11 protein-coding genes are annotated in these 13,839 nt (G+C 41.6%); 3 read left to right on the forward strand and 8 right to left on the reverse strand.

Annotated elements, in window-relative coordinates; all coding sequences use genetic code 11:
• The first annotated feature begins 9 nt into the window (after nt 1-9).
• A complete protein-coding gene (locus ONT08_RS05420) occupies nt 10-597 on the forward strand; it encodes a hypothetical protein (protein WP_264959418.1) in 588 nt (195 codons plus the stop codon).
• A 70-nt stretch (nt 598-667) separates the two neighbouring features.
• On the opposite strand, the gene ONT08_RS05425 is transcribed toward ONT08_RS05420, so the two are convergent.
• Nucleotides 668-937: a hypothetical protein gene (locus ONT08_RS05425; RefSeq protein ID WP_264959419.1), complete on the reverse strand. Its 270-nt coding sequence runs from the start codon at nt 935-937 to the stop codon at nt 668-670.
• Nucleotides 938-1,036: 99 nt separating this feature from the next.
• Complete coding sequence (locus ONT08_RS05430; protein WP_264959420.1) at nt 1,037-1,405, reverse strand: hypothetical protein; 369 nt, start codon at nt 1,403-1,405, stop codon at nt 1,037-1,039.
• A gap of 498 nt (nt 1,406-1,903) precedes the next feature.
• Between ONT08_RS05430 and ONT08_RS05435 the strand changes: the two genes are divergently transcribed.
• Both ONT08_RS05435 and ONT08_RS05440 read left to right on the forward strand, forming a co-directional pair.
• The gene (locus ONT08_RS05435; protein ID WP_264959421.1) at nt 1,904-3,112 is read left to right on the forward strand and encodes a Fic family protein; all 1,209 of its coding nucleotides are present in this window, start codon (nt 1,904-1,906) and stop codon (nt 3,110-3,112) included.
• Nucleotides 3,113-3,145: 33 nt separating this feature from the next.
• Nucleotides 3,146-5,287, forward strand: coding sequence for a S46 family peptidase (locus ONT08_RS05440; protein WP_118200252.1), 2,142 nt, complete (start codon nt 3,146-3,148; stop codon nt 5,285-5,287).
• Between the two features lie 153 nt (nt 5,288-5,440).
• Here ONT08_RS05440 and ONT08_RS05445 read toward each other — a convergent pair whose 3' ends face one another.
• From ONT08_RS05445 to ONT08_RS05470, 6 genes are all read right to left on the reverse strand, one after another.
• Entirely contained in the window at nt 5,441-8,119 is a 2,679-nt protein-coding gene (locus ONT08_RS05445; RefSeq protein ID WP_264959422.1) for a beta-glycosidase, read from the reverse strand.
• A 14-nt stretch (nt 8,120-8,133) separates the two neighbouring features.
• Nucleotides 8,134-9,306 carry an ATP-binding protein gene (locus ONT08_RS05450; RefSeq protein WP_218434935.1) on the reverse strand — a complete coding sequence of 391 codons (1,173 nt, stop codon included), beginning with the start codon at nt 9,304-9,306 and terminating at the stop codon, nt 8,134-8,136.
• Nucleotides 9,307-9,759: 453 nt separating this feature from the next.
• The gene (locus ONT08_RS05455; protein WP_234564684.1) at nt 9,760-11,217 is read right to left on the reverse strand and encodes an IS4 family transposase; all 1,458 of its coding nucleotides are present in this window, start codon (nt 11,215-11,217) and stop codon (nt 9,760-9,762) included.
• Nucleotides 11,218-11,344: 127 nt separating this feature from the next.
• A complete protein-coding gene (locus ONT08_RS05460; RefSeq protein WP_264959423.1) occupies nt 11,345-11,944 on the reverse strand; it encodes a hypothetical protein in 600 nt (199 codons plus the stop codon).
• A 60-nt stretch (nt 11,945-12,004) separates the two neighbouring features.
• Entirely contained in the window at nt 12,005-12,592 is a 588-nt protein-coding gene (locus ONT08_RS05465) for a hypothetical protein (RefSeq protein WP_234564674.1), read from the reverse strand.
• 38 nt (nt 12,593-12,630) lie between these two features.
• Nucleotides 12,631-13,392, reverse strand: a complete 762-nt coding sequence (locus ONT08_RS05470) for a hypothetical protein (RefSeq protein WP_147334308.1) — start codon at nt 13,390-13,392, stop codon at nt 12,631-12,633.
• Nucleotides 13,393-13,839 lie beyond the last annotated feature (447 nt).

A 13,839-nucleotide genomic window follows, 5' to 3' on the forward strand; every position in this document is an offset into this window, starting at 1 on the left:
GCTGGAGGAGTGCTTAGCTCAATTCAAGCGCTTGCGGGAACAACGGCTTGCAAGGGAGTCCAAATTGCAAGGCTAAAAGACTGGGCTAAGGAGAATGATTGCTGGATTGAAGATCCGGAATCATTAGGTGTGTTCTCTGACCGAGGTTCAGAGAACGAGGTTTATATGGCCTATGATGGAATACACGTTTATAAACTTAACGACTTCCGTTATTCTGACGACAACCTTACTCCATTCTTTGAACGAATTCCTGCCCATAACCAATACTTTCCAGATTGCGCCTACGATTTCATCGGTTTCTCACAGAATCGAGATGGAAAAGTTTGTGCTGTCCTTCGCCAACAGCTTGTTGTAAATGCGAGGGAAGCTACTCCCGAAGAAATCAAGGCTGAGTTCGAGCGCATCGGTTTCCACGCAGAAGACAATGGAGAATATTTCACCAATGGCATTCACGACATCTTCGATGCCGTGCCCAATAATGTATTGGTTGGAGATGACGGCAACTTCTACTTCATTGATACCATTATCTTTAAACCGGATATGAATGGATTAGATACTTACAAGAAATACTCTCCGAACTATTCAAAAAAAGAGTGAAGCTCATGCCTCACTCATTGTCTCTTCTACGTAATTTATCAAAACTTTGCTCAACTAATTACAGAGCAAGTTATTCGGGAACTAATACAGATGTTGGAATTATCATATTAAAAGCTTCACCCTCTATATGAACAACAGCATTTCCCCGTATAATTTTAATAAATCTTGCCCGACGTCCAGCAGGTATCATTTTTGCTCTACCATCAAGTAACATCTGGGTAACGCCCATATCATTCTGATCCACAGAATATTGTGTTAAAAGCGCATTGTTTTCCTTATCATAAGTAGCTATTGTGTTCTGTTGTATGACATATTCTTTGTTGGGAATTAATTCATCCATACAACCTATTGCATCAAGACTCGGTTTACTTGAAAACTTTATCAACAGTCCCAAGACAATACATAGTAAAACTATCACATAAAACTTTTTATTGTTACTTTAGCTTTTACCTTTTGTTGAGTTTTCGTTATCAACTATAGGCTTTATTAATTCTCCTTTTTCTCTATCATTTAACACAAAATCATCCGACGCAGGAGTCTTAACCAGATTTGCTTCCACCAATATAGCTAGTGCTGGAGATTGCACACCACCAACATAAGGCTTGAGAGTCGTTGTATTGATAATAGGTAAATCTATATAGGCATTATATAGTTTTGCCAATTTAATTTGAAAAGAGGTTCCGATTCCTCTTTTGCCGCATATCAAATTATCAATGACATGAATATCATAATATTTCTGACCAGTCACACTTGTCGCACTAGTAACCTTAGATAATGTGCAGACAAATTCGTTATAAGATAAATACATTATTACCAACTATTTTGCCAACTGTTTCCCAGAAGTATAGCGGTTAATAAATAGGAAAAGCGTGGGAACTATTGCTTATATGCCAGGACTGAGGTTGTGGAAGGACCTACTTGTTGACAATGAAACAATAGCCCACGCTATGAGATATATTATGCCCTAAAGAAAAGGGTACAATAATCCTTATGCGTGAGCTGGATTGCCATTATCCAAACAAGTATTGAAACTTCCACATTTCAGTCCTTGGATAATATCAAAACGCTCTATATTAAATTGAGCCTTCATCACGACAAGTCTTTTCATGCCGCTCCAACTCGAATGCAAAGGTAGTTATTATTTCTGAAAATCGTATCATTTTAAATAAGTTTTTTCCAAGAAACATAATGTTAAGGTACACAAGTAAGCTATAAATGGGCAATTCTTTAATATTTTACCCTAAATCATTGGTAATCTCGGGAAATAGTCGTAACTTTGCAAAGTTAAATATCAAGCATTACATCTATGAATAAAGATAATATCAACGAGTTCGCATCCTTCGATGAATATCTTCGACAAGGAGAACCTTCGCAGAAGGAAAGCGCCGAGAACTGGAAGACGGCTATCGGATTGCAGGCTGTAGATGGGCTGCAACCATCGGCGTATCTCATAGATGTGGCTAAACGAAACATCGAAGGAGAAATCTCTCTGGATGAAACCAGAAAACTGATTGACTCTTACTATCAGAGCAAGACGGTCCGTACACCTAAGGATGAAGACGAGGAAGAGGCAGATAAGGTTTCAGCCAACATCGCGAAGATTCTCGCCAGCAAGACCTTTGCCTTCAATACCAACGGATATGTTTCCCTGCACCGAAGAATTTTCGAGGGGGTATTCAAGCACGCAGGAGAAATCCGCCAGTATGATATTTCCAAGAAAGAATGGGTGCTCGAAGGAGATTCCGTAAACTACCTGAATTGGGAAGACTTGCGAAGAGCATTGGACTGGGATATTGAGCAGGAGAAGAACTTCTCATATAAAGGTCTGACGGATGATGAGAAGATTGAGCATATTGCCAAATTCATTTCAGGCATCTGGCAAATCCACGCTTTCAGAGAGGGAAACACCCGAACCACGGCAATTTTCACCATCCAATATCTCCGTTCGTTAGGATATGAAGTGAACAACGAAATGTTTGCCAAACATTCCTGGTATTTCCGCAATGCCCTGATTCGTGCCAACTATCGCAACATTCAGAAAGGCATTGATTATTCTCCTATCTACCTGGTTCGTTTCTTCAGAAACTTACTCCTAAAAGATGGTTGGGTTCTCAAGAACAGATATTTGCATATCCGGCCGACTGATGATTGGAAAGAGCAGCCGAACTTAAATTCTCAAACAGGAAGTGGACAGAAAAACAACTTCATAAATAAAGAAGGAGAAGAAAATGTCCCAAGTTTGTCCCAAGCTTGTCCCAAGTTCGTCCCAAGTTCGTCCCAAGTAGAAGAACTCATAATACGTATAAATAAAGATTATCTATCCATCGGCGATATAATGAACCTGTTTGGATTAAAGAACAGGACAAGATTTAGAAAGGAGTACATTACCCCTGCCCTAGCCGAAGGAGCCTTGGAGATGAAATATCCAAACACCCCAAGACATCCACGCCAGCAATATCGAATGACAGAGCTGGCAAAGACTTGGAAAGAATGGTATGAGAAAAAGAATAAATAACATCATAATAAAAATAGAAAACAAAAACAAGTAATGAAGAAAAAAGCAACGGTCCTTATCGCCTCTATCATGGCGTTCTGCGGAATCAACACCGCTCACGCTGACGAGGGAATGTGGACAATTTACAACTTGCCTAAAGCTGTGTATGAGATGATGCAGCGCGAAGGCTTCAGTATGACTTACGACCAGCTCTACAACGGCGAGAACGCCTTGAAGAATGCTGTGGTTAACTTCTCGGGCTATTGCTCAGGCGTAGTCGTTTCTCCAAACGGTTTGGTATTTACCAACCACCATTGCGGTTTCGAGGCTATCAGAAGCCACTCTACCGTGGAGCACGACTATATGCTCAATGGTTTCTTTGCTAAATCTTACGCAGAGGAATTGCCTAACGAGAATATGTTCGTCAGCTTCATGGTTGAACAGAAGGATGTAACCGATAAGGTGATGAGCCTCGGATACGACAAACTCGACAACAAAAAGCGCGATGAACTCATCGATTCTCTGGAGAACGAGATGACTAAGGAGGTGAAGAAGAACGATTCTACCCTTCATATCACCGTTCAGCCTTTCTACGAGGGCAACAAGTGGTACGCTACTACCTATCGCGACTTCACCGACCTACGCCTGGTTTTCACCGTACCAAAGTCTATGGGTAAATTTGGTGGCGATACAGACAACTGGATGTGGCCTCGCCAGACCTGCGACTTCTCTGTATTCCGCATCTATGCCGACCCTAAGACCAATGGTCCTGCTGCCTACAGTAAGGATAATGTACCTTACAAGCCAAAGCGTTGGGCTCAGGTTTCTCTCCAGGGTTATAAGGATGGCGACTATGCGATGACCATGGGTTACCCAGGCAGCACAGAGCGCTATCTTTCAAGCTACGGAATCCAGACCATGCGCGATGCTGAGAATGCTCCTCGTGCCCAGGTTCGTGGCGTAAAGCAGGAGGTGATGCAGAAGCACATGCGTGCCGACGAGGCTGTCCGCATCAAGTACGACAGCAAGTACGCCAGCTCTTCCAACTACTGGAAGAATGCCATCGGTATGAACAAGTGTATCGACTCTATCGGCATCGTGAATCTGAAGCGTGAGTACGAAACCCGTCTCCGTGCTTGGCAGGATACAGCCAAGGCTGCCAACGACCTCGCCCACAAGGTAGATTTCGACAAGCTCGCCAAGCTCTACAAGGAGAGCGCAGACGTGAAATACGCCTGGACCAACTTCGCTGAATCTTTCACAAGAAGAAGCAACATCGAGTTCTCTACCCGTGCCATCAAGCTCCAGACCGACATGGAGGTGAAGGGTCCTGAGAAGAACAAGAAGAAACAGTATCATGAGTTTGAAGATAACTCTGCAGAATGGGATATGGCGCTCGATAAGGAAGTGCTCGCTACCCTTCTGAAGAACTACAAGGAGCACGTAGATGCCAAGTGGTTGCCTAAGTTCTACAAGACCATCGACACTGAGTTTGGCGGCAACTACGCCAAGTATGTGGATTATCTCTGGGAGAAGTCGCTCATCATGAAGAAGGGCGCCAAGCTCTATTTCAACAAGAAGGGATATGAGAAGGATCCAGGCGTAAGCTTCGGTATGGATCTGAACGATGTATTTGCAGATTTCGCTGCTCAGATGGGCAGCATCAACGACAGCATCGCTGAGCAGGAGAAGTATCTCTGTGCTGCCAAGCTCCGTATGGAGGAAGACATGCCTCACTACAGCGATGCCAACTTCACCATGCGATTGAGCTACGGTCAGGTAGGCGGTTTCGACCTCGGTGGCAAGCCATCTGGCTATTATACCACAGCCGAGAGCCTCGTCGAGAAGATGAAGCAGGGCGATAAGGTAATCGATTACTACGCTGAGCCTATCATGCACGAGCTCCTCTCTGAGAAGGATTTCGGCAAGTATCAGGATAAGACGACTGGCAAGATGCAGCTCTGCTTCCTTACCAACAACGATATTACCGGCGGTAACTCTGGTAGCCCTATGTTCAACGGCAAGGGTGAGTTGATTGGTCTTGCCTTCGATGGCAACTGGGACAGCCTCAGCTCTGACATCAACTTCGACAAGCGCCTGGCTCGCTGCATCGGTGTGGACATCCGCTATGTGCTCTACCTGATGGATAAGTGGGGACACGCAGACCGCCTCTTGAAGGAGATCAATGCGAAGTAAATCCTATCTCTGAATCAACAGAGATGATATAAAGGTTTATCCTGGAATAAAGATTAGTCTCAGGATGATATAAAAAGAGCGGAAAATCAGCTGTTAACTGTTAACCTGTTAACTCCTGGCTTTCCGCTCTTGTTTTTTCTTATAGGTTCTCAACTAATATTGCGAGATATTATTCAGCTCCTTCAAAGAAACCTGACGAGGCTTCTCGGCAAGTTTCTTCTTCAATTCATCCACCGTTATTTCTGCAGATGGATTGAAATCGGCAGAGCGCATGTAATCAATTACACTCTGATAGAAAGCCTTGCCTTCCGGATATTTGGCAGCCTTCTCCAAATCGCTCATGCAGACGAGGAGCTTTCCGGCTCCCACCTTCCATTCCATCACCAAACCCAACTTATGATTCCGCTCGATATTATCGATCACCTGAACAATCGGGCGATAATCCTTGGCGAAGTTGTCAAGCACCAGCGGATGCGATTCCTTGATAACTGGGAACCATTGCCAGTTGGTGTGCATCTCCGTAGGGAATCCCTTGAATATCGGATGTTCCGGATTCGTCAGAATGCCCAGGGTTCCTGGAGAAACCTTCTTCTTGTTGTTCTCGCAGATGGTCTTGAACATGCGATAGTTCCAGTAATCGGTCTGGAAGAGTCCGCCAACAGTATAAGGAGTAGCATTATCTGCCTGCGAAAGCGTATCATCGGCAGCCACGAAATGGCTGGAAGCCGTAGGCATCCAAAGCACCTTTCCACCCTTTTCCAAGACTTTCACTACTTCCTCATTCAAATCCTTGGCTATGATAACGCCCTTCTTTTCCAAAGCCTTCTTCGGATAAATCCAAAATTCGTAGGAGTTTCTCGCCTCTGTTCCTTCAATGTTTAATGTAAGAAGCAGCTTGGTAGATTTCTGCACGTGGAAAACACCATTCAGTTCACCCACATCTACCAAACCTTCATCGTATGGAAAGATGTTCAATACTCCCTCATCCTCAGCCATCAAATCGCTCACATTCTTTCTCACTTCACCATCCTTGGTGCTGAAAGTTCCATCATCCATACAGAACAATCCGTTCTCGGCAGCCAGATGCCATTTCAGTTTCTTGCCCATCAGCGAAGAACCGCCATAATTGGCTACCTTTACCTTAGCCTGAATCTTCTCGCCATCCTCGAAGCAGAACTTCTTCATTTCCAGCAGAGGAACCACTGGCGAACACCACTGGCGCCATTCCTCGGGCGTAGTGATTCCCTTGCTCTCCATAAACGCATCCAGAATGCCTACGAAAGCACTTCCCTGACCGGGATAATCCTGAATATCGAGCAGTTGGAAGCCCGCCATATTCCGGGTTCTCAAATCCATCTCTATATCGGCTTTATAGAGTTTCACGCTCCATAAGCCCGAAGCCTTGTGGAAATCATCAGCCTGCGAAAGCATTCCGGCAGCAGCCAGCCTGCGGCGGAATACTTCAAAGTTATAAGGATGAAGCACTCCGGTGTATTTCTTTACTTCCCGATAGTCAGGATAGGTCTGAAACTGGCCTGTTTCGTGAGAGATGATTGGGATTCCTGCCTTATCGCAAGCCTCATCAAAATTCATCGTAGAATTAGGATGGAAATGATTGATCATTCCGCCATCGTAGGCATCAGCAAACGAGAAAGAACCACGGGTATGGGTATTGTATTTGCCCCATCCCTCGCCTCCGATGCGGCAAGTGGTAAAGTAATCCATTCCTTCTTTTATTCCCTGATAACCGAGATAGTAATTGCTTCCGAAAGTATAGTATTTATCTGGCGCAATCTTGCGGAAATCATCCACAAACTCCTTCATCTTGTCGATGTCGCCCCAGAGTTCATTACCCAGCGCCATCATTCTGAAAGATGGATGATGACCGTATTCTCTGAGGATATTCTCGCCTTCCTGATGCAGGAACGCCATCAGCCTTTCATCCTTCTTATCGAAAGAACCCCAGAAAGGAAGTTCCGGCTGGAGATAGATTCCCAGACTATCCGCTGCCACGAAAGCCGCCTCCGGTGGGCACCAGGAATGAAAGCGCACATGGTTGATTCCATATTCCTTGCAGGTTCCGAAATATTTCATCCAGCCTTCCACGCTCATCTCTACATGTCCCGTCAGCGGCCATACAGCCGCATCGTGCTTGCCACGAAGGAATATCCTATGACCATTGGCATAAAAGTGAGTGCCCTTGATATGAAAATCCTTGGCGAAATCAGGCAATACATTTGAATTTTTCATTCTTCGTTCTTCACTCTTCACTTCCAGGCGTATCTCGCCGATAATTCCATTCCAGTTGGTCTGCGTATCTTCTGTATAAGCATGGCTGGAGCCGTAAACCTGCTCTGGCACACCTCTTCCATTATCCACCACGATTTCCAGGAGATGCTTGCCTGGCTTCACCTTCTTAGGCAGAAGATAGCGCTGAGGAGTAGAGATGAAGTTGCAGGAATCCACCAGTTCTCCATCCACATACACCCAGGCTGGTCGGGTACGTTCCAGGAAGAGTTCTACCGGCTTCTTCTTCCAGTCCTTCGGGATATTGATGGTTCTGGAATATCTTGCAGCTCCTTTATAGGCATAGAGTCTCGTAAGATGCGTTGTTTCCATTGTATCTTTCGGAGCGAATCCCAGATGGTTCGTGTCGATGGTGCCTGGGAGGATGGCACGCTTCACCTCACCTTGCGAGGCACGCTTACTTTTGGCGAAAGCACTACCGCTCTTTCCCAACTCCACATTCCATTCACCAGCGAGCGAAATGCTCTGTGCTTGCAAGCCCAGACTTACCAGTCCCAGACAAGCGATAAGAATAGTTTTCTTCATTTACTTATAATTGTCTAATAGTTCATACCAAAAGCCCAGAGAGGAATAACATTGCCCATGCCTGTCTCTATATCATCCTTCACAACATATCCTTCTTTAGCCTCAGAAATCTGCTTCTGACCTTTCTTTTTACCACCAATTTCAAATGTCTTGTCTTCTATCTGAAAATCAGAAATTGGAGAATTGAAGACAGCATGATTCACACGCATCTGATTAAAAAAGAAAGTCTCTCGTTGATTGCCAATATCAGGTACCGAAGAAGAGAGAGCAAAGGAGAGGTTGGTATTATCAAGATACACCTTTTCTACCTTGCCCAAACCACGCACTCCTCCTGTGGACTCGTGAAGTTGGGCTATCAAACCTGCACGCTCCATCAGTTCGAAGTAATCGGGCAGATTATTGCGATCCACCTTGATAGTTGTAGCAATGGTACTCATGTTTGGCTTGAAAGGCACACTATCAGCTATTACCTGCATCAGTTCCTTCAATTTTCTGGACACCATCACCGTATAATTGGCATATTGTGGAATATCCGTCTCCAAAGTCATACTCACTACTTGATTCAGTCGCATCCGATAGCCCTCATCCTTAGAAAAAGGATAGTAGCCCTTGCGCAGATATTCATTAAACAATGCCAACGGATGCTCAATCTCCTCCGGCAAAACGACTTCATTATTTACGATTTGTTCCAATGTAGAAACAGGAATATCTAGGCCCTTTTCCATACCGATGTATTCGCGAAAAGACAAACCTTGCATCGTAAAGACCAGTACTCGTCGACTTAAATCTGCTGTACCTTTATAAATATCAAGCACAGAAGAACCGGTAAATATCACTTGCAGAGTTGGCAGATTATCGTATATCATTTTAAGTTCTGTAGCCCATCCCTTATATTTATGTATTTCATCGATAAAAAGATGCTTGCCTCCAAGTTGGCTAAACTTCATTGCTGTTTCAAAGAGAGTATGATTAGCGAAATAGATGGATTCCGCACTCACGTAGAGTGTGTCTTTCATCTGAAGATTCAATTTGATATACTGCAAAAGAAGTGTTGTCTTGCCGACTCCACGAGGTCCGACAAGAGCCGTCATCCGATTCGACCAAGGAATCTGATGATACATATATCGTAGGTATCGAGTATCGGTACGCTTGATAAGATTGTCTGAAAGTTGCTTCAATAATTCCATATTTCTTGCCTTATTTGATGTTTACGGCTGCAAATATACAAAAATTGCGGTAAAAACACCGCAATTTACCAAAGAAATTGCTGTATTTTTACCGCAAAATATGGATATTGCATCAAAACATCCCATTTGATGCATATCTATCATAATTCGTCAGACTCTACATTTTGAGAATAATCCTCATATAATTCTAATTTCAGGTTTAGCTCTTGAAGTAGTCTGTAAAGTCTAAAAGTTGGGTAAGATATATATACTGCATCATTGAATATCAACAAAAATGGATGTTGTTTTATGCAACTTTTAGACACTTTACAGACTACTAGGAATAGAGTCCCAAGCCCCACGCAACACTTACCTTCTAAAGTTTCCCACCCCCTACAAAATAGGGCTTTTTCAGATATAAAACTCTGCTAAGCCCTGTAAACAGGGAGTTTTAACTCTTACCTAAAAAGTGTTTCATGCAACATTTTTCGTTCGTTCTCCATCTTCCAGCGCTTTAGCCATGACAAGATAAGCGGAGGCAGCTTCGTCATCATTAATCAGGCTCTCTTCCAGTTCGTCAATGGTAACACCAAGATGCTCGCAAAGAACTTCCAAAAGACGCTTTATGCAGTATAGCACTCGTTTCCAAAGAGTCAACGCCATAAGGTCTTCCTCCATATTTCCAAACAGTTCTCCCATGGTTTCATATTCAAAGAATCTCTTCTCTAAGGCCATAGTTATATATGTAAGGAAGCAGAGAGTACAATCGGCTATTTGCTCATCAAAGTCTCTACCAGCACATGCTCCGAGACCAAGATACTGCTTGCATTCCTTGTTCAGAACCTCTATGTTCCATCTAATTTGGTAAACCTCAAATGCCCTGACAAAAGACATACTGAGGTCTGTGCTCAACAAAACATTCCATCGATGGTTTCTGCCATATCTTATAAGAAAGATACGTACAGGCTGGTCTCCCAGTTTTCCTCTCAATGCGATATAATGGCACTTGTACCGTCTGCAGTTATGGCAAAATTGAGAATTGCCTTCATATAATGCTATCAGTTCCATTGCATTGTGCAACTTCCCATTTACAGAGTACTTGGTGTTGCCCATCTTTGCCAATCCAACAAGGTTCAGATCACCCTTGCCGAGTTTGAGAACCTCGCTGATGAAGTATTCGCAGGTGAACCAGCTGTCACAAAGCACATACTTGGCACGTAAACTCTTGTGAGCCCATGCTCGTTTTAGCATTTCCACAGCAACTTGAAGCTTTGAATCCGTTGATTCTTTGAATCTCATGAAGTTAGGATCCTCTTTCTTGCGTTTTTTAGAGAAACGATTCTTACGTTGCTTTGCAGTAAGTCCGAAGTCCTTCTTCTTGCCCTTCTCGCAGTGAAGGGACATATCTATAGGTATCGTACTCTTTCCGTCAAAAAATGCGCATACCAACAGTTTGAATCCAAGGATACATTTACCCTGCACATGGTCAAAGACACGGCTGATTTGCTCTATGCCATAGCCTGTTTTCTCCAACGTAGTGTCGTCAAATATGTAACTTGCGTTATCAGAAGATACTTCGGCATGTTCCTTACGAAGAATTGCCAAAAAGCGAAGAGCCATCCCTATAAGGAGTTTGCGCCAGTCCATGGTAGCTCTGCGCATCATTCGATAATAGCAATTGTGACCTGTATTCAGAAGGTCATAATATGACTTCTTATACATGGAGTGTATGCTCTCACCTGCTATACGGAAAAGACAGAGAGACAGGATTAGCAGAACGGTAGGAATGCCTGCTTGCTTCTCCAAGGACATTCTACAGAGCAGATGACCAAGCCCAAATCGGGTGAAAAGAGACATTAAATTCGTTCTCAATGAACTTTTAACACTTAATATGTTGGACAACTCAGAAAAATTGCTTAATTTTGCATCAATAACAGTTACTCTTTAAATCGTTGTTTTATTGTTGTTTGACGATTACAAAGATACAACTTTTTATTGAGAAACTGTTATTTTTACCCCATTATTTTGGGATGGGAAACTTTAGTTACCTTCTTTTATTTTACAGTTCATCATTAGAAGCTTTTTTTCCTTTTTTTGTCCAATACACTAATCTTGTCCCTATCATTATTTTCTTTTCTACAGCTTCATATCTAAAACAAGAGAGAGTTGAATAAACCTTATTCCTGCCCAAATAATAAGTTTCTGCATAAATCGTAGTATCCGTTGTAGCTATCGCTGATGGAGAATACTTTGCTTCCATTGCAATTTTTATATCTTTATAAGTACTCAATGCCGCTGCCTTATCTAAACCACTATTCATAAATCGAACAGCACTAAGAATATTATTGGTTCTTTCTACATCTAGCATTTGCCAACTAAGCCCACCAAAAGAAAAATATTGACTTTGACCTGATCTAAAATGCAACAACTCATCCGTGCTGTATTGTTTATTCCAATAAAACCCATGGCTTTCTAATGTTGTAACAATTTTATCAACAGAAGCTTCTTTCCCTAAAACAAGACCATAAAATGTATCTTGTACTCTTTCATTCCATACTGTATCGAGTTTATCCTTACCAGATGTCGTTTGCTTATTGCCACAAGAGTTCATACCTATAGCCAACAACAAACAAAATATAACAAAAATCTTATTTTTCATAAATTATGTATCTATCATTAACCTAAAATATACTTCCAATCAAATGCATTACGCTTTAATTCAAAATCCTTCTCGAAGTTCATCCTTAAACCTTTCAGGATAAAGCCTTCTCTGAATACTTAACCACGATAAATATAAAACGTAGCTAAATTCATTGTTTTTAAAGACTTTATCCAATGGTTTACTTTCCGTTTGAAAGCGTACCTTTACTATTTGCCCTTCGATAATCTCTTTAAGTTTCTCTTCTTTTATCTCGAAAAACACAACAGCTCTATAACGATAAAAGACCTTACCATCTAAACGCTGTTCCTTTTTTATGTTACCACCATTTGCACCACATGAAAGTTCTATGACTTCACCTTTGTCGGTTTTCAACAAGAGAATACCTCTTGGAGGAAACTCACAAGGAGAATATAGACTTAAAAGACATGACACATGATATATATTCTTTGCACTTTCACACTGGACTAATAACGATAATGGAACCTTATCAAAAAAAGAGCCACAAACATGATAGCCTGTTGCAACCAATTGTCCCATATACTCTCCTCCCCATCCATCCTGCTCTATCTTGTATTGAGCATAGGTTTCCGTAAAAGAAAAGCAAAAAGCAAAAATTACAAAAATCTTAGATAACACTTTCTTCATAACGCTTCCTTTTTGATTCTTAAAATATACCCCAAACATTATAAACTAATTTCTGATTTGTATATACGTCCTTCTAAATATGGATTACTTTCCTCTAATTTATGTTTCAGAACTTGTGCACTGTTGCCACGCATAAAGGGAGATAATATCACCTCATCTATCAAAACATCAGAATCAATATCAAACACTGCGTAGTTTTTATCATAATTAGCTGATTCGTCATTAAAAATACCATTCAAAAAATAAAAACGAACCTCTTTTTCTCCTTTATATTGGTTCTGTTTTTGAAATAAGATTCCTTCAACTTCCTGTAAACTTGAATATCCGTTATAATACATCGGAGAACAACATATCAAATAAGGTTTAATTGCGTTTGGATCCAATGCTGCTATTACATTTCCCACTGTTGATTCAATACAAATACCACAATTGCCATGTGTATATGCTTGCCACATCAAAATGTCATCTTTGTTCAAAGTCCAACAAGAGGTAAGATAGTTTTGTGACTTCTTGAACATTTCTATCAATTCTATAGATGTATAGTTTTTCAGTACCACGCTTTTGCCTTCACATACATTCACAAAATTCTTAAATATGTCCTTCAATGGGACTTTTGTTCCTGCATCATAACAATCAGAAAAATGTTTCTTTGCAGAAATATAAAACTTTTTATCTAAGATTTGCAAGAAGCAATCAAAATCCATATAACGATAAATTTTAGTATCGTTATTGAATTCCTTTGCAGACTTATTTATGAAGAATTCTATCTGACTCTTAGGTTTAACATTTTCTTTCACCATCACATCATTTTTAAGATTTTCTATAAACAAAGCAATACATATACATTTCTCGTCCGAACTAAATTTAAATGGTTTTAAAGTTACTCATTAGTCTATTCTCCATCATCATCCCAGCACTTCGGATGAACCTCTAATTAAACGTGAAGCGTGGTACTGACTATGCCACGTTCTGAATTGGAGGTCCTAGGAAACCTTAACGCACGAATGTGAAATAGCAGCCCACGCTTGCGTGAGAACCACTATGCCACCCTTGTGCGTTTGAGAAATTTTCTAGGTTTCCAATTCACAAAATAAGCATAACGCTTCTTATTAATTTCTAACATGTCTGGAGATGATTTTCACCAAATCCGCCTCAAAGATACAAAAGATATTTGAAAACACAATAACTTTTGTAGAAAAGTTTAGAATTTCATGAAAAAAACTTGGAATGTTAGCTAAAATGTGTAC

Origin of the sequence: Segatella copri, from assembly GCF_026015465.1 — a bacterium.
GTDB lineage: Bacteria > Bacteroidota > Bacteroidia > Bacteroidales > Bacteroidaceae > Prevotella > Prevotella copri_E.